The organism is Roseibacillus persicicus, from assembly GCF_014651675.1.
Taxonomy (GTDB): Bacteria; Verrucomicrobiota; Verrucomicrobiia; order Verrucomicrobiales; family Akkermansiaceae; genus Roseibacillus; species Roseibacillus persicicus.
In genome coordinates, this window is sequence record NZ_BMXI01000017.1 from 47,945 (window position 1) to 65,407 (window position 17,463).

General features: G+C 58.1%; 13 protein-coding genes. 4 read left to right on the top strand and 9 right to left on the bottom strand.

The genetic code is table 11. The features are described 5' to 3' along the window. Position 1: 1 nt before the first annotated feature. From pyk to IE099_RS17445, 5 genes are all read right to left on the bottom strand, one after another. The gene (pyk, locus tag IE099_RS17425; protein ID WP_229809573.1) at positions 2–1,414 is read right to left on the bottom strand and encodes a pyruvate kinase; all 1,413 of its coding nucleotides are present in this window, start codon (positions 1,412–1,414) and stop codon (positions 2–4) included. Positions 1,415–1,557: 143 nt separating this feature from the next. After that, positions 1,558–3,582 carry a c-type cytochrome domain-containing protein gene (locus IE099_RS17430; RefSeq protein WP_189572851.1) on the bottom strand — a complete coding sequence of 675 codons (2,025 nt, stop codon included), beginning with the start codon at positions 3,580–3,582 and terminating at the stop codon, positions 1,558–1,560. A gap of 15 nt (positions 3,583–3,597) precedes the next feature. After that, entirely contained in the window at positions 3,598–6,405 is a 2,808-nt protein-coding gene (locus IE099_RS17435) for a PSD1 and planctomycete cytochrome C domain-containing protein (RefSeq protein ID WP_189572854.1), read from the bottom strand. A gap of 62 nt (positions 6,406–6,467) precedes the next feature. Next, positions 6,468–7,109, bottom strand: coding sequence for a YcbK family protein (locus tag IE099_RS17440; RefSeq protein WP_189572857.1), 642 nt, complete (start codon positions 7,107–7,109; stop codon positions 6,468–6,470). A 73-nt stretch (positions 7,110–7,182) separates the two neighbouring features. Further along, on the bottom strand, positions 7,183–7,809 hold the full coding sequence (locus IE099_RS17445) for a hypothetical protein (protein WP_189572860.1): 627 nt from the start codon (positions 7,807–7,809) through the stop codon (positions 7,183–7,185). 1,632 nt (positions 7,810–9,441) lie between these two features. Between IE099_RS17445 and lnt the strand changes: the two genes are divergently transcribed. From lnt to mnmM, 4 genes are all read left to right on the top strand, one after another. Beyond that, positions 9,442–11,205, top strand: a complete 1,764-nt coding sequence (gene lnt, locus IE099_RS17450) for an apolipoprotein N-acyltransferase (RefSeq protein ID WP_189572863.1) — start codon at positions 9,442–9,444, stop codon at positions 11,203–11,205. A 63-nt stretch (positions 11,206–11,268) separates the two neighbouring features. Continuing rightward, entirely contained in the window at positions 11,269–11,805 is a 537-nt protein-coding gene (locus tag IE099_RS17455; RefSeq protein ID WP_189572866.1) for a DUF1353 domain-containing protein, read from the top strand. Between the two features lie 21 nt (positions 11,806–11,826). Then, entirely contained in the window at positions 11,827–12,807 is a 981-nt protein-coding gene (locus IE099_RS17460) for an NAD(P)/FAD-dependent oxidoreductase (protein ID WP_194598403.1), read from the top strand. Continuing rightward, positions 12,804–13,346 (top strand): tRNA 5-(aminomethyl)-2-thiouridylate-methyltransferase MnmM, encoded by a 543-nt coding sequence (gene mnmM / locus IE099_RS17465; protein ID WP_189572873.1) that lies wholly within the window; start codon positions 12,804–12,806, stop codon positions 13,344–13,346. The genes IE099_RS17460 and mnmM overlap by 4 nt, the downstream gene beginning before the upstream one ends. Positions 13,347–13,350: 4 nt before the next feature. On the opposite strand, the gene IE099_RS17470 is transcribed toward mnmM, so the two are convergent. The 4 genes from IE099_RS17470 to IE099_RS17485 are packed head-to-tail and all read right to left on the bottom strand — an operon-like array spanning position 13,351 to position 17,450. Further along, positions 13,351–14,490 carry a VWA domain-containing protein gene (locus tag IE099_RS17470; RefSeq protein ID WP_189572876.1) on the bottom strand — a complete coding sequence of 380 codons (1,140 nt, stop codon included), beginning with the start codon at positions 14,488–14,490 and terminating at the stop codon, positions 13,351–13,353. After that, positions 14,487–16,754 (bottom strand): DUF5682 family protein, encoded by a 2,268-nt coding sequence (locus tag IE099_RS17475; RefSeq protein ID WP_189572879.1) that lies wholly within the window; start codon positions 16,752–16,754, stop codon positions 14,487–14,489. Before IE099_RS17475 ends, IE099_RS17470 begins: the two co-directional genes overlap by 4 nt. After that, positions 16,751–17,203 carry a type II toxin-antitoxin system VapC family toxin gene (locus IE099_RS17480; protein WP_189572882.1) on the bottom strand — a complete coding sequence of 151 codons (453 nt, stop codon included), beginning with the start codon at positions 17,201–17,203 and terminating at the stop codon, positions 16,751–16,753. The genes IE099_RS17475 and IE099_RS17480 overlap by 4 nt, the downstream gene beginning before the upstream one ends. Continuing rightward, on the bottom strand, positions 17,190–17,450 hold the full coding sequence (locus tag IE099_RS17485) for a hypothetical protein (RefSeq protein ID WP_189572885.1): 261 nt from the start codon (positions 17,448–17,450) through the stop codon (positions 17,190–17,192). Before IE099_RS17485 ends, IE099_RS17480 begins: the two co-directional genes overlap by 14 nt. Positions 17,451–17,463 lie beyond the last annotated feature (13 nt).

Here is a 17,463-nt window from a genome sequence, read left to right on the forward strand (position 1 = left end):
TTTAGGCGTGTTCGAGGAGGATGGTATTGACTGCACGGTCGTCTTGCAAGGTGTCGGACACCACGATGACCGGAGTCCCCGGAGTGATGTCGCGCTCTTGACGTAGAGTCTCGATTCCCTTGGCAATGGTGAGCCGGGGCATGTTCTCGAAGTCGATGCAGAAGGAGCGCACTCCGCGCGAAAGGGTGAGAAAACGACGAACTTGCTCATTGGGAGTAAAGGCAAAGATGGGGGAGCGAGGGCGCATGAGAGCGGTGTAGTGGGCGGTTGCCCCCGAACGGGTGAAGACCGCCATGATGGCTCCGGGCATGGAGTCCGCCAATTGCACCGCCGAGCGGATCGTTTTCTGTTTATCGGTTTGTAAGGTCGAGTTCTTCGCAAAGCCCAAACCTCCCGACCGCTCGATACGCCGGGCAACCCGGTTGAGAACCTCGAGACACTCCACGGGATATTTGCCGATCGAGGTTTCGCCGGAAACCATGAGCACGTCCGCTTCTTCGAAGACCGCATTGGCCACGTCGGTGACTTCCGCCCGGGTGGGGGTGGGGTTGGAGATCATGGACTCCAGCATGTGGGTGGCTACGATCACGCGCTTGCCTTGCTCCTGACAACGCTTGACGATCTTGCGTTGGAGAATGGGCAGCTCTTCGATGTGAACTTCGATGCCGAGGTCACCCCGAGCGACCATGATGATGTCGGAGGCTTCGATGATGGAGTCCAGATTACGAATGGCTTCCTGGTCTTCGAGCTTGGAGACAATCTGTGCGTGTCCACCCAGCTTCTGAATCGCGGCCCGCAGTTCACGGACGTGACCCGCGTCGCGCACGAACGATCCTGCTACAAAGTCCGCCTGACACTCCACCGCGAGGTCGAGGTCCTTGCGATCCTTCTCGGTCATGGCTGGAAGGTTCAAGCGTGTGCCGGGAAGATTGATGTGGCGTCGGGAGCCCAGTTCGCCGGGAGTGTTGTTTACTGCGACGAGGTGGTTGTCCGCAATGGACTCGACCTTCATGATGAGGGTGCCGTTGTCCACAATCAGGGTGTTGCCGACTTTCACATCCTCAAGAAGACCACCGTAATTGACGGTGGTCGAGATAGGCAAAGTCGCTTCTGCGTCTTCCGTGCGGAATTCCACCCGGTCGTCTTTTTCCAGCTGATAGGGTGTCTCCAGGGTGCCGGTGCGAATGGACGGGCCAGTGAGGTCGAACAGGATTCCCACTGGATACTCGCGCCCGACAGCAATGCGGCGAATCCGTCGCACGGTGTCGCGGGCGACTTCGTGCTTGGCGTGGGACATATTGATACGAAAGCAGTCGGCACCCGCATCGAGCAGCGCTTCGATGGTTTCATCGCTATCGGAGGCAGGTCCCAGGGTGGCGAGTAGGCGCGTGCGGCGCATTGTGACGGGCTTCATGTTGGCGGTAGTCAAAACCAATGCAGCGTCCGTGCCGAGTCGGGATTCTGCCAAAGGGCGACTTTTTCGGGTTGTTGACTCCTGTTCCCGTGATTGCAGGAAACCTTTGTGACAAAAGAGTTTCCAAACACGCAACGCGCATTCTAACGGGCCGCTTCCCAATAGGCGAGGTCCTCGCGAATTTTCTTCTCTTCTTGAGTGAGTTGCTCCAGAGCCTTTTTGGGGGCCTCGACTTTCTCCGCGAGTTCCGGCAGCTGTTTTTCCAGCGGGGTCAGCGATTCCTTGCCCGCTTTGACCAAGCCGCCAATCTCCTGATACTGACGTCGGAGACCTTTGAGCGAGTTGTTGAGCTTGTTCCGCTGGGTCTCCAGTTCCTGAAACTTTTTGGTCTCCTTGCTTTCCTTCTGGGAGAGAGATTTGATTTTTTGGGAGAGCTCCTGTTGCTGCTCGGTGATTTCCGCCAAATCCTTGCTCTCCTTTTTCAGACTCTCAAGCTTCTGCTGCAGGGTGACTTGGGCCTCTTCCAAGCTCTTCTTCTCCTTGCGGACGTTTTCGAGCGGCGTCTGAGCTTCGGAAAGCTTTTTGGAAACCTGTTGCAGTTTCTTTTCTTGGGATTGGAGGTCTCGTTTGAGCTTGGCCAGGGAGTCTTCATTCTTCTTCAGCGCGTCTTTTGTTCCCTTGATGCGTTGGGCCAGCTGATTTCGCGCGTTCTCTGCTGTGGTGAAGGCTTTCTTGGCTTGTTCGACCTTTTGGCTCTGCTGAGAGATTTGCTTGCGCAGGTAGGCCAGGCGACTTTCGAGGGTGGGGGGATTGGACTCCAAGGACGCAATCGGTGCCTTATTACTAGAAATCTCGTAGGCAAAGACCGCGCCATTGTAGTCGGCGGTGAATACGTGCTTCCCATCCTCGGAGAGGGCCGTCGCGGTCACCAGCTCAGGCAAATTGCGGAAAGCGATCTTCTCGCCGAAGTCGGGCTTGAAGACCTTGACCACGCGGTCTCGTCCGGCGGTCACGATGTGTCCGTCGCGATGATAGAAGAGCGCGGTGGCTCCGCCAGGGTGGGCGTTGATTTTCTTTGCCGCCGAACCCTTTTTCATATCCCAGATGAAGAGTTGTCCGTCCTCGCCGGTGCTGGCCAAGAGCTTGGAGTCAGAGCGGAAGGCGAGCGCGGTGACGTCTGCCTGATGATCGCGCAAAGCGTGAATTTCGTTCCCCGCCAAGTCCCAGACATGAATGCCGCCATTGCGGTCGCCGCTGGCGAAAAATTTTCCATCCGGAGAGGCCGCCACGGCAGTGATCCAGTCGGTGTGTTTTTTGATGGAATGACTTTGCTGGTTCTCGCGGGTGTTCCAGATCTTCAGCAGCCGCGATGGCCCACCCATAGCCACGGTGGACAGGTCCGGGGTGAGGGCTGCGGCGAGCACGGAGTCGAACTCGCGACCGGCCGTGAAAAGTTCTTTCCCAGTGGTGATGTCCCACGCGATGGCGTAGCCCGACTTGCCCGCGATTCCGCCCGAAGCGAGCAGGTATTTGCCCGAGGGGTGAAAGGTGAGGGACTCGGGCTGACCCTTGGGGAAGGGGAGGCTTCCGAGGAAGCGGAAGGTTTCGCTGTGGTAGAGAAGAATTTGTTTCTGACCGGTGATGGCGAGCAAAGGAGCCCAAGGAGAAGCGGCCATCGCTTTCACCAAGCCAGCTTGGGGCGCGACAAAGGCGGGGTCGAGCGAGACGTCCTCCGGCATGGGGGGCGGGCCTTCCGGTTTGCCCGCAGAGGTGTCGATGGCGAGGTCGAACTTGGGCTTGTCGGCCTTCTTAGCGGAAGAGTCTTTGGTTTCCAGGACGCCGCCATCGATCCACGCTCGAATCAGGTCGGCGTCCTTCTTATTAATCTTGCTTCCCTCCGGAGGCATCACCGGCTCCTCGGTTCCAGTGGTGACGGTGTAGAGCTTGGAGGAGCCTCCGTCGCCCGGGACGACCACTTTTCCACCGGAACCACCCGTCATGAGGGCGGGATAAGAGGAGAGGTCGAGGTCTCCTTTCTTTTTATCCGGATTGTGGCAGTTCAGGCAGGACTGCTCGAAGATGGGATAGATGTGATCCTCGTAGGTGATCTTTTCCTGAGCTCTCAGGGGGAAGGCAAGCAGGAGGGAGATGCGGAAAAGGTTTTTCATGTCGCTACTAGATTTCTAGTGGTTGAAGATGAACTCCTTGGAGTTGAGGAGGGCCCAAAAGAGGTCGGGGTAGAACTCGCCCCGAATGTCGTCGGGCGTCTCCTTGAAGGTGGCGAAAAGGTGCTGCAACTCGGCGGAGTTGGGCTCGCGGGAAAGAGTCCGCAGATAGAGGTCGGTGATGATCTGTTCGGCGTTGCCCTTGTTCTTTTCCTTGAGCGCGTTGACGACCTTTCCGCGATAGATCCGGGTGTGCGTTGATTCCCCATTCAGCAGGTGGAGGGCCTGCGACAGATTGGGTTCCACCACCACTTCACAGGAGCAGACCGTGGCGCGGGTGGCGCGACCGAAGGTGGTGAGAAAGTAATTGGAAGTTTGACCGTCGGCAATTTGCACCGCCCGCGCGCCCAGAGGGAGACCTTTGAACTTGTTGGGAGTGTCAGTGACCTGGGCAAGAACGTCGAGGAGGACCTCGGCCCGGAGTCTTCGCACGCGGGATTTGGAAAAATTGGTTTCGTCCAGCGCATTGGTTTCGTTCGGGATAGTGGAGAGCTGATAGGTGCGGGAGTTGCAGATGTCGCGCACCAGTCTCTTGATGTCGAAGTTGTATTTCACCAACTTGTCACCCAAAGATGCGAGGAGGGCGGGGTTGGAAGGAGGGTTGGAGATGCGCGCGTCGTCCACCGGATTGACGATGCCGATGCCAAAGAAGTGAGACCAAACGATGTTGGAGATATTTCCGGCAAACCAAGGGTTCTCGGGTGAGGTCAGCCATTCCGCCATAGCCTCGCGGCGGGTTTGGTCGCTCTCGCCGAGAGGTTCGCCGCCGAGGAAGGTCGGGATGGCGTTCTTCTTGGTGAGAGGATGTTGGATCTCGCCGTTGGCGTCGTAGACGATTTGCTCATGAGGGTCTTCGGCGCGCTTGCGTTTGACTTGGGCGAAGAAGCTGGCGAAGCCATAGTAGTCGTCCATAGTCCAGCGATCGAAGGGGTGGTTGTGACACTGGGCGCACTGGATTCGGGTGCCCAGAAAGACCTGCGCCACGTTCTCGGTGACCTTTTTAATATCTTGTTCCAGCTTGTAGTAGTTGGTCTGGGGCTCGGTGAGAGTGCCGCCGCGGGTGGCCAGCAATTCACGCACGATCTGGTCAAAGGGAACCCCGCTGGCGACCTTTTCGCGCAGCCATTCATACCAGAGGGTAGCAGCCTTGTAGGTGACCTGGTTGGCGTTGTTGCCGGTGGAGCGAATCTGGAGAAGTTCGGCCCATTTCATGACCCAGATCTCGGTGAACTCCTTGCGCTCCAGCAAAGAGTCGATGAGCTGGGCGCGCTTGTCGGGATTGGTGTCTGCTAGAAACTCCGCGCGTTCCTCCGGGGTGGGCAGGAGGCCGATCAGGTCGAGGTAGATGCGCCGGACAAAGGTTTCATCATCGGCTAGCTCCGATGGAATCATGCGCAGTTTGTGCAGCTTGGCGTGCACGTGCTCGTCGATGTAGTTGTTCGGGGAAATACTAGGTTTCTCGTACTTGGCCTCGGCGGGAATCACGATGTTCTGGGTGCCTTCGGTAAAGGTGTGAAAGCGGGCCATGAGGAAGGCCTCGCCGCGCTGGCCGGAGGTCGCTTTGCCGTTGTTGGGATTGACCTTCACGGAGCTGTCGTTGGAGCTTGTGAAGCTGGAAAGGGTGGTGACATCGCGGTCCGTTCCGTCCGCGTATTCGGCGCGCACGGTCTGTTGGATGCGCTGGCGGGGGCCTTTCAATACGGTCTCGGCGGGCTCCACCGTAATCCCGATGGGGAGAGGAATGTCCTCGGGATCGTAGTTGGCTCCGTCTTCCAGCCAGCGAAGCATGGTGGCGTAGAAGGGATGCTTCTTATCAAAGAGCTTTCCACCGGTGTGGGGAACCTCGCCGATAGATTTGGTTAGCAGCAGAGATTCCGAGGGGAGGGCGAGGTTGATGCGTCGACCCAGCTGTTCGCGTGTGATGCGGTCGTAGTCGCCCTCGGGATCGTAGCCAAAGAGCGAGAGCATGAAGCCGTCCTGTCCCCGGGCGGAGCCATGGCACGAACCGGTATTGCAGCCAGCAGCGGTGAAGATGGGCACGATGTCTTGTTGAAAAGAGACCGTGCGCTCGCGGGTGGCGTCTTTAACCACGAGCGGGATTTCGCGACTCTTTCCGCGAAAATCGACCCGGATGGTGGTTTCGCCATCAGCCAGCGGATGCAGCGTGGTGCCCTCGACACGCGCGAGCTTGGGGTCGGCCAGCGAGATTTTGACCGAGGCGCTGACATCCCGCGTGGAGGCGTCCTTTGCGGTAGCGAGAATAACAAGGCGGTGGTAGTCAGAGGCGGTTTCGAGAGAAACGCGGGAAGGGAAGACCTCGATTCCCGCGAGGAGGGGGTCGGGCTCGTCGGGATTTTCCAAGGGTGCGGTTTTTTCCTTGGGCACCAGAATGACATCTTTCGGCCATGGCGCGCCTGCGAGCAGCCATTTTTCCAAAGTATCCATCTCCTCGGGAGTCAGGGCCTCGCGCGAAACTTTTTCCGATGAGGGTGGCATGAATTCCTCGTGATCTTCCGGCAGGCGAACGCGTCGGAGGAGCTCGGAGTCCTTGGGTGACTTTTCGTCGAAGGCGAGTTCTTCATCCCCACCGAGCAAAAAGTCGTCGTGAGTGTGGAGCTTCAGGCCGCCTTTGCCCTCGTCGGCATGGTGGCATTCCAAGCAGTTTTGTTCCAAAATCGGACGCGCGGCATCGAACAACTCGTTGGCAGAGAGCGCAATGGAGCCAGCTGCAAGACAGCCGAGGGAAATGGAGGACAAGGAGGGCATGGGCAACCCATAAAACGTCGCCTGCCGTCTTCTTCTATCGCCTCTTCAAGTCACGGGCTGGGTCACCCGCGCCAAGTCGCGTTTTTGCCCCGGGTGTCGATGTGGATGAAGGTGCGGTAGAGTCCGATTCCTCCCCGAAAGAATCCCTCGTCACGCAATTGGCAGGCAATGGCATAGGCCTCTTTCGGACCTCCCTCGTAGACGAGGTCGAGCGCTGTATTCTGGGTGTGCCAGGACTTCGAGGCTCCGCCGCAGGCCTTGTTGTAGGCTGGGCTGCGATAGGCTGAAGTGATGAGATTGAGGGGGCGTCCCAAGCGTTCGCGAATCTCGTCAGCGACGAAAAGAGATGCCGGCATCTTGCTCCAAAGATGTTGCGGAGGAAGGGAGTTTTTGACCCCGCGAGTGGTTTGTCGATGGGGATTGATGAGCTCGTGGGGGCGAATGTGCCGGAGGGCGAAAGAGGCGATGAAGTCCTCGTAGGTCGGAGGTCCCGTCGGTCTCGCGGGGGCTGCCGGTGGCGGGGTGTCGATGACCAGTTGCTCGGCCGGAGTGGGGGGCGGGGGAGTCTGAACGACAGTGACTTTGGAAGGATTTGGCCAGGGTAGGTTCGAGATTGCTTTGGCCGAAAAAGCGGAGCCGACAGCGAGCAGGGCGGCAGATTCCATCCAACGGCGACGTGAGGGGGAAGGGGGACTCTCAGGCATGAATCGCGGCGATTATTAAGGAATCTTAATTAGTTGGCCAGAGGAAATTGAGTTCGCCTGAGTAGCGGTTCTTTCACGACTCCGGCCGCAAGGGGCGCGGTTTGGGGGCTTCCGGGCCAGATGGTGGGGCGGGAATATGTTCCATGGACTCCACTTTTTGCCGCCAAACCGCATTCTCGGCCGCAACGGCCATGAGGTGTTCCTCGTGGCTGATGCGCTGCTTGTTTTTGATGAAACTGAGGGCGAAGTAGAAGAGTCCCCAGGCGAATCCTTGGAAAACGAGCCCGCCTCCGACGATTCCCAAGACCTCGAGAAAAGACGGACTATAGCTCAGTGCGTATTCCGCGAAGGCGCCGGCGAGGGAGACCTGTTGAATGGTCGTGAATTGGACAAAGCGCTTTCGAGTGGTCTCCTCCGTGCGGAAGTAATAGGTCGCGGCGACAATACCATTGGCCAGCGTGAGAAAACCAAAGATCGAGGCGAAGCTCCAGAAGGGCAGTATAAACAGCGAAGCCCCAAAGTCATAGGAAGGGAAGGAGGTGAATCCCGAGGTGAAAACGCTGACAAGAGTCCCGAAGGCCAAGCTGCCCGCCAAAGCCAGCGCGCTGCCGAGATAGAGGCAAAGAAAGAGGGTCAGCCCCCTCCGAACAGCCTCTCCAATTGCACTGCCAAAGATTTCCTCGGGATCGAGTTGAATCATGCCAGTATCTAGCAGAGGGCCTAGATTTTTGCAAAGTCTCGATGTTCAGCCTGGGTTTAGGAAACAAGCGAATCGCACGGTAGGGTCCTTTTGACAAAAGGACCGCGAGTGTTCGGAGCCGTTCGCATGGCCATCTTGCAGACAACAGCCGGAGGCCTGGGGACCTTCCCCGAACATTCGCGGCTGTTTTGTCAAAACAGCCCTACCGCCCGATTCTCAGACAACTCGTTGGCAGAATCATGATTCGAAGAGACGGTTCGGTGGGGCGAGTGGGGGCACTCGCGGTCCAACGCTGAGCGCTCTTCTGGAGTGCGTGCCGCTTGCTGCCGCTTTGGGGTGGATAGGTTCGTTCTCTCACCCGCCCGGGAAGAGTAAAGCTTGCTTGCTCGAACTTGTGGGGCTGCGATTCAAAGAGCGCAACCAACCAAACAGCCAAAGCCCCACTCCGTATCCTTCACCCCCCACCGGTAGGGTCCTTTTGATAAAAGGACCGCGAATGGTCTGAGTTACTCGAATGGTTCACCCGCGGACAACGGCCGAAGGCCTGGGGACCTTCCCCGAACATTCGCGGCTGTTTTGGCAAAACAGCCCTACCGCCCGATTCTCAGACAACTCGTTGGCAGAATCATGATTCGAAGAGACGGTTCGGTGGGGCGAGTGGGGGCACTCGCGGTCCAATGCTGAGCGATCTTCTGGAGTGCGTCCCGCTTGCTGCCGCTTTGGGGTGGATGGGTTCGTTCTCTCACCCGCCCGGGAAGAGCAAAGCTTGCTTGCTCGACCTTTTGGGACTGCGATTCAAAGAGTGCACCCCATCAAACAGTCAAAGCCCCACTCCGCATCCTTCACCCCCACCGGTAGGGTCCTTTTGATAAAAGGACCGCGAGAGTTCAGGCGAGTTCGAAAGGTTCTCTCGCGGACGAAGGGCCGGAGCCCTGGGGACCTTCCCCGAATATTCGCGGCTGTTTTGGCAAAACAGCACTACCGCCCGATTCTCAGACAACTCGTTGCAGAATCATGATTCGAAGAGACGGTTCGGTGGGGCGAGTGGGGGCACTCGCGGTCCAACGCTGAGCGACCTTCTGGAGTGCGTGCCGCTTGCTGCCGCTTTGAGGTGGATGGGTTCGTTCTCTCACCCGCCCGGGAAGAGCAAAGCTTGTTTGCTCGAACGTGTGGGGCTGGGATTCAAGGAGTGCAGCCGCCCAAATACCAAAGACCCCACCCCGCGCTCTTCGCCTCCACCGGTTGAGTCCTTTTGATAAAAGGACCGCGAGAGTTCAGGCGAGTTCGAAAGGTTCTCTCGCGGACGAAGGGCCGGAGGCCTGGGGACCTTCCCCTAACATTCGCGGCTGTTTTGGCAAAACAGCCCTACCGACGGAGCCGGGACATTTCTGTCCCTGGGACGGTCCGTCCGCGACGAATCGTCGACATCGGACACGTCCCGACGAAGCCTCTGACTCACCGAGGCACTGCTCATGGACAGGAATGTCCATGCTCCGGTCGGGTCTTTTTGAAAAAACAGCCCTACCGGTGGCGCTTAGGGGATTGGATGGGCGACTCTTTCATGGCCATCAACATCGACCTGAATTTGGCTTTGGTGTTCGTGGGTGAGGCGTTAGCTTCCGGCTTCTCGTTATGCGAAAAATTCTAACTGTTCTGTGGCCTTTCCTCCTCGCGCTTTTTGGGGGAGGGCTTCTTGCGCTTTGCTTTGCTCCCTTCAATTGGGCCGATCTCGTTTGGCTCGCTCCAGTGCTCTGGATGGCGGCTTTTTGGTTGGGAAAGGGCGAGCGTCGTCCCCGCCGCAAAGGATTTTTTCTCGGCTGGCTGGCGGGGCTGGCCTTTTGGTCCATCAACTTGAAATGGTTGGCGACCGTGACTGGGGGCACTTATCTGATCCTAGCCGCCTATCTCGCACTGTATTTTGCCTTCTTCGGATTGTTCGTTTCCTCGGCCGGGAACCCTTTTCGCAAAGAAAGACCCGATGGAACCCGCATGGCGGAAGCTCTTCGTTCGCTCGGCTTTGCGGCTCTCAATGCTGGATTCTGGTGCGGGCTGGAATGGATTCGCGGCTGGATGTTGACGGGGTTTGGCTGGAACGGTCTAGGAGTGGCCTTTCATGATCGACTACCCCTGGCGCAGGGGGCGGAGCTAGTAGGAGTAACGGGCTTGGCCTTTCTGCCTGTATTCTTGGCGGGGGTGATGGTGCAGGTGGGAGTCCGCTTGGGCAAAGGAGTGCAGGCGGGAAAAATGCAGCGGCACTGGGACTTTGCAGTCGCGATTTTACTCCTCGTCGTTTGCTTCACCTACGGAGTTTTTCGCACGGTTTTCATCAATCGATCGGCAGGTGATACCTTGCGAGTTCTCTTGGTGCAAATGGACATTCCCCAGAGCGCAGGGCATGTCGAGTGGTCGGGCGAAGAAGTTCATGAAGGCTACGAAGGCGAGACTCTACGCGCCCTTGCCGAGGTCGATGCCCGCAATGAAAAGCGCATCGCTGAAGCCGAGGGAGAAGTCGAGTTGGAGTCAGTGGACTGGGTGGTCTGGCCTGAGGTGGTGCTCTACGGAATTTTGCTCAACGGCGGAGGTGACGAGTTCGCTCTCTATGAGCCCTCCAGCTCGACGCTCCAGCGCATGCGCGAAGCTGGGGTCCGCAATCTGATGGCGGGAATTTGGGAAGTCGAGGCAGAGCGCGTTGAAGGGGGGCTGCGTCCCACGCAAGAAAATGGCAGCCAGTATAATGCCTTGTTGTCAGTCAATCCGGCGGGTGAGTTGGCAACCCATCGCAAGCAACACCTCGTGATCTACGGCGAGTTCATTCCCTTCGTGGACTCGGTGAAATGGCTGGGTGACATCTATGAAAAAGTGGCCGGGGTCCCGTGGGGAGGAAACTTGGGTCGGGGAGTGGGGAGTGAAGGCCTCACTCTTCCGGGCGCGGGTGGCGAGGTGAACATCATCCCTTCCATCTGCTTCGAAGACACCGTGCCCCGCGTGACGCGCAAGTTCAGCAAAGGCGAGCGCGAAGTTATTGTGAACATCACCAACGACGGCTGGTTCGGAACCAGCGAGGGGTCGCAGCAACACTTTGACAATGCCCTCTTCCGCGCCATCGAACTCCGCCGCCCGATGCTCCGCGCGGCCAACCGGGGAGTCACCGGAGCGGTTTCGGCTACGGGAAGTCTCGTCGATTATGAGACGGGGAAAAAGCAGGTGATGCTCGATGAGGAGGAGAAGCCCTTTGTCCGGGGTAGCATCTTGACCAAGGTGAAAATCCCCGAGCGCGGAGGCCCCACTCTCTATGCCCGGGCGGGGGATTGGTTTTCGGTTCTCGGGTTGGTGGTCGCAGTAGGCTGGATGATCCGTTGCCTCGGCTGTTGTCGCGGCAAGGGTAAAATCTCCTGAATATTCTACCGCTTGTCCGCCGTCTCAGTTCGTCGTAAGATTCTGACAACAATCGCACTGAAGATGAAACGCACTCTCCCTTTTCTACCTCTTTTTTTCGTAGCCTGGCTGCTCTCGGCCTGCGCACCCATCAAGCCGGTGCCTTTGATCCCTTTCATCGATGGCAACCACTGGATGGTCTTTAGCCCGATGGAATACACCCGCGCCAGCACCGGAGTAACCTACGAGGTTCCCGAAGGTTTCGTGACAGACTTTGCCAGTATCCCGCGACCCCTCTGGCCGATTTATCCAAAGACTGGCCGCTACCAGTTGGCGGCGGTGGTGCATGATTATCTCTACTGGGAGCAAACCACCAGTCGCAAGGAGGCTGACCAGATTTTCCTCGAGGGGATGGAAGAGTCGGGGGTCTCGAAGAAAGACCGGCTCATCATCTATCACGCGGTGCGCAAGGGGGGCGAGGGCGCTTGGAAGAAAAATGCCGAGCAACGCGCCGCAGGAAAACCACGCGTCATCCCGAGTGAGCACCGCGATATCCCAGCCAATACCGAGTGGGAAGAGTATCGCGAGTTTCTCTATAAAGAAGGCGTGCGTCCCGAGTAAGGGGTCGCTAGCGTGCGCGCGATGGAAGGAATCACCATTCATGGCTGCGGCTTGGCCGGGGTCTTTGTCGGCTGGCATCTGTGGCAGCGTGGAATCAGCTTTCGCCATGTGGGCGCACGCGGGGTCGGGGCCTCTTGGGCCGCTGCGGGGCTCGTCAATCCCGTAACCGGAAAGGGGATGAATATCAGCTGGCGCATTGATGAGTTTCTCGAGGAGATGCGCGAGTTTTATCTCGATGCCGGCTCGATGCTAGGTCGTCATTATTTTAAAGAAGTGCCCGTTCTACGGGTCTTTGCGGGAGAAAAAGAACGGAGAAAATTTGAGGCCAAGCAATCCGAATTGGAGCCGTGGATTGGCGATGTTTATTCCGTTCTCACCGATGTGAAAGGCGGCGAGTCCGGCGGGGTGGAGTGGCAAGGGGGCGGCTGGGTGGACGTGCGGGGATTTCTAACAGACTCCCTCGCGTTCTTCAAAGAAGAGGGCTTGGGCGCGCCCGGTCCGGAGGTGGAGATCTTTTGTGAGGGAACCAAGGGGCTGCAGGGAGGGGAGTTTTCCTATCTGCCCAATCGCTTGGCGAAGGGGGAAATCCTCGAGGTTGAAATTCCCGATTGGAAGGAAGAACGAATTCTCAATCGCCGGGGCTGGAGTATACCCATCGGCAATGACCGTTATCGGGTGGGGGCGACTTATGAGTGGGACGACCTCACCAATGAGCCGACCGAAGCTGGACGGGTCAAGTTGGAGGCGCTCGTGAGAGAGTTTACCGATCTGCCCTTCGAGATTCGAAACCATGTCGCGGGAGTCCGTCCCATCGTGCGCAACAGTGAACCCGTCATGGGCGAACATCCCGATGCCCCTAAAAAGTTTCTCCTCAACGGGCTCGGGTCCAAGGGGTGTCTCTATGGGCCCAAGGTGGCCAAGCAATTGGTGGAGCACATTCTGGATGGGCGAGGCATTGAGCCCGAGCTGAGCCTGCATTCCTTTTCTAACATAAACGGATGACGATTAGCGACCAAGCGAAGGAAGCGATCGCCCGCGTGCTGGAGGAGGGCGAGACTGCCATTGACGCCACGATGGGAAATGGCTGGGACACGGTGTTTCTCGCAGAGACAGTCGGCCCCAGCGGCAAGGTGCTGGCCTTTGACGTGCAAGAGGCCGCTCTGAAAAAGACGGACAAACGGCTGGAGCGTGCAGGGGTGCGGGAGCGCTGCCAGCTGGTGCACCAGGGGCACGAGACGATGGGTGAACACGTCTCCGGTGGCGTGGGAGCGGTGATGTTCAATCTGGGTTACCTGCCGTATGCGGATCGCTCGGTCATCACCACCGAGGGGACGACTTTGCGGGCCCTGCAGACAGCGAGGGAGATTTTGCGACCGGGTGGAGTGATCGCCATCATCTGCTACCGTGGCCACCCCGGCGGGCAGGACGAGGCTCGAGCGGTTTGGCAATGGGTGCTGGCGCAAAGCGAATCCCTGCAAGTCGATGCCCCTAAAGATTTTCCCGTAGGGGACGGTCCTTTTCTCTTGGCCTTGACCAAGTAGAAACCTAGCGCAAGCGGATGCCGAATTGCTTGGCCCAAAGGTGGAGATCCTTTTTGGAAAGAGCGGCCGCCATCAGGTCGGGGAATTGATCGGGGGTGCAGGCAAAGACCGGAATGCCGAGGGCCGCGAAGCTTGCGGAGTTTTTCTCGCAATACCAGGGTTTGCCCTCATCGCTGAGAGCGAGCAGGGCGATGACTGTCACTCCGGCGTCGACCATGCGGGCAGCGGTCTTTAGCATGGGGCGGGCGTCTCCTCCTTCTAACAAGTCGGAAATCAGCACGAAGGTGGTGTCGCTGGGGCGGGTGATGTGGTCCTCGCAATAGCGCATGGCTTTGTTGATGTCGGTGCCGCCTCCCAGTTGCGTTCCAAAGAGCAGGTCCACAGGATCTTTCAAGTCATCGGTCAAATCCACCACCGCGGTATCGAAGAGCACGAAGCGGGTCGACACCGCCGGAAGGGACGCCATCACGGCCCCGAAGATGGAGGAATAGATAATAGAGGCCGCCATGGAACCGCTCTGGTCGATGCACAAGACCACGTCTTTGAGCGAACTCTGTTTGCGCCCGAAGCCCACCAGCTTCTCGGGAATGATGGTTTTGTATTCGGGCTGATAGGTCTTCAGGTTGGCCTTGATGGTGCGTGGCCAATCGATTTCCTTGAGCTTGGGGCGTGGATTGCGCAGGTGGCGGGCGAGGGCTCCTTGCACTGCCGAGCGGGTGGGTTGCTCCAGCTTCCGTAGCAATTCTTCGACTAACTTGCGCACCACTTCGCGCGCGGTCTCGCGGGTTTTCGCTGGAATGAGATGATTGAGCGAGAGCAGGCTGGAGACGAGGTGAATATCGGGCTCGGCCTCGGCGAGAATCTCGGGTTCTAACAAGAGCTGCTGCAGGTTGAGCCGTTCGATGGCGTCCTTCTGCATCACTTGCACCACGCTGGAGGGAAAGTATTTACGGATGTCACCCAACCACCGCGAGACATTCGGGTTGGAGGCTCCCAAGCCGCCCGCGCGTCCACCGCTATCCTGATCATAGAGCGCTTCCAGAGCCTGGTCCATGCGCAGATCATCTTGGGAAAGCTTGGGCGAGAGGTCATTTGCTGGTTCGCCTAACAGCAATCGCCAGCGTTTGAGTTCGGAGTCGTTCATCGTACTTGCTCGGAAGGAATTGGGGTGGAGGAAGAGGGAGCGGGGAGTTCTAACAGTTCGCAAACTGTCTGGAGAGCGGGGGCCGCTTGCTCGGCGTTGACGTCCCACTTCTTCTGAGAAACTTGGGGACCGCTGGTGGTGAGGTCGCCGCTCTTGAGGGTTTGCGCGATTTTCGAGCGTTCTGGAGAGGTGAAGCTCCCGAAGGTGCGGCGGAGGAGGGGGAGGCTTTCTTGAAAATTCTCATCATTCAAGGTGCTCAGCCAATCATGGATGAGCGCCAGCAGGGGACGGTCATGAACGAGCAGCGAACCCGAGCCCGCGAGAAAGCCTTGCAACCAGTTGGCGGCCGGAAGGGGATCGGTTCCTCGGGAGAGCGCAAAGGAAAGGCGTCGCGCTGCTTCTTCGCTTTCGATCCGGTTGGCGTCCCTCAGCAATCGGGTTGCGACTCCCCGGACTTCCGCTTGGGCGGATTCGAGCAAGGAGAGGCGATTGGCAGCCTGATAGAATCCCTCTAACAGTTCTTCCTTGTCGAGGGTCAGAAGAGCGGCGGAATAATTGCGTAGTAGGTCAGCGAACTCGCGCCCGGCCTCGTCATCCAGTCCGCTCGCGCTGGCAGCCAGCTCGATGTGCAGTCGGGTGGTGAGGTGTTTGAGAATGAGGGTGACCTTGGAGGTGTCGGTCTTGCGCACATCGCCGTAGCGGGCGATGCGCACCAGCGCAGGAATGGCGGTGAGCAACTCGCGCGTGTTGTGACTGGTGGCGGCTGCGGCATCCAGCTGGGTGAGCAGAATTTCGGTGGCCTGGGGCAGGACCGCGAGTAGAGAGTGATCGAGCTTGCTCGTGATGTCATCGAGACTCTGATCCGGCTCCGTCTTCACCAGTGCATTACCCGCCGCGACCTCAAGGGTGTTGCCGTAGGGAGAGGCATCGATGATGGCGAGAAGCAGCTCGGGTTTCCACTGAAGGATCCAGAGTTCCTTGAAGGTGCCTTTCGACCGTGTGTCGCGCGGTTCGCCCCAGTTGATTTTCAGTGCGCGTAGACGATGGAGAAACGCGCTCTTCTTGCGGCCCGATTCTTCCCGCAAATCGAGAGTCTGCTCTTTCACCCCGGCGGTAGGCTTGAGCCGAAGTCGTTTTTGGGTGGCCTCGATGTCCTTTTGTAGAGGCAACTGCGAGAGCCCCTCGGGGAGTGTGCCTAGAGCTTTTCCGATTAAAAGCGGTTGGCTCAGGAGGGAGAGAGGGGCGGCGTCTCCTTGGCAAAAGACGGTTTGAATCGCCTCCATGCTTTCGTCCAGACCGGGGCGCGGACGCCCGCGCATTCCGGCCAGGGACTCGGAGAGGCGGGTGGCTTCGATGATGGATGCGGAGGAGCCTTCGAGGTCATTTTTGCGCAGAATGCGCGCTGCCTTGGTCAACCAAGTGGTGTGGGGATGCTTTGGTTTCGCCCACACGTGGTCATACCAGCCCGGGGCCCGCACTCCGGCGCCATAGCCGCTGTGGGTGGTCAGACGGTCCAAGGTCCACGGGGTCCAGGTCGCGGCGACTTTGACCTTGGGGAGACCCTTCAGCCGTGCGTTGTCTTCGGAGACCTTCGGTTTGTTCAGGAGGGCGGGAACGTGCCATGCTCCACAAATCACCGCGATGTTTTGGAAGCCGTCTTTTTCAGCCTGCCGCATGCAACGTCGCATCCACGCTTCCCTGCGCAGGGTGCGGTCCGATTCCGGTAGCGCCAGTTCTTCCCGCAGTGCCACTACTGCTTCGTTGATGGCTTGGAAAAAGTCCTGCGAGGAATCGCGCTCCTCGACTTTGTCGTTCCACCATCGTTCGCCATCATCATAGCCATCGGCTTTGGCAATCCAGGTGAAGGGGTCTTGATATTCCGAGGTGGGGGGAGTTTCCTCTTCCTCTTCTTCCTCGGAGTGGTCATCTTTAGCTTCGTCCTCTTGTTCTTCCTCTGCCAAGGAGTGGGCGGCGGGGAGGTCAAAACAACGGATTGGGACCTCGTTTTTAAGAGCCCAAAGTATGGCCTGCCATTCGGGCGAAAAGCGGGCGAAGGGATAGAAGGCGGCGTTCTCCGGTCCATCGCTTTGATAAAGCAACATTGCGACCGGCGGCTTCATGCCCTCCTGAGCGGCGGAGGCTAAGAGGCTTTCGGTCTCGGCGGGTGACTCTAACAGAATTAAGTCCGGTGGATCTGCCTGCAGGGCCTTCTGCAAGCTCCGCGCACAGCCTGGCCCATGGTGTCTGATTCCGTAGAAGGTCATGCTAATGAGGGAATAGGAACGACTTCGATCTCGGAGATTTTGGCAAAGTCCTTGGGGTTGGCGGTTAGGATTTTAGTGAAGCCATGACGTAAAGCCGTCGCCGCGATGTTGGCATCGTGAATGCGCTTTCCCTTGAGGTCATACTTGGCCACGAGGTCGTGCAATGTCTCTGCCACGGCGTCGTCCTCGGGCAAGAGCAAACAAATGGAGAGGATGACATTTTGATTCTTGATGGCTTCGGCAACGGTAGCTCCTAAGCCGTTATTTTCGCGTGGTCTTGTGGAGACGACGAGAACTTCCCTGAGAATTTGATTGCTCACAAGGAGGCGGAAATGCCCTTCTTCTGCTTGCTCCATGAGATGGAGGCAGGCGTCGTGGTTGGCCCGTGTTCCTTGAAAGGCACCTAGGAACAAATTCGCGTCTGCGATAGCGGTTTCACCTTCCGTCATCACCATAGATTTCGTCGCGAGTTATCGGAGGCAAAGTCGCAGGACCATCGCGGTCGATGATATGAATTCTTTCTTTGAGAGGAACTCGCTTGCTAACTGGCTCGTCTGGACTGTCGAGGCGGCCCTCCAAAACAGCATCAATAACCCAATGGAGTTGTCGCTGCAGGGAGCGATGATTCTTCTCTGCGAGCTTTTTCAAGCCCGTTAGTTTCTCTTCAGGAATATCTCGAATGACAAACGATGGCATAATGGTATCATAG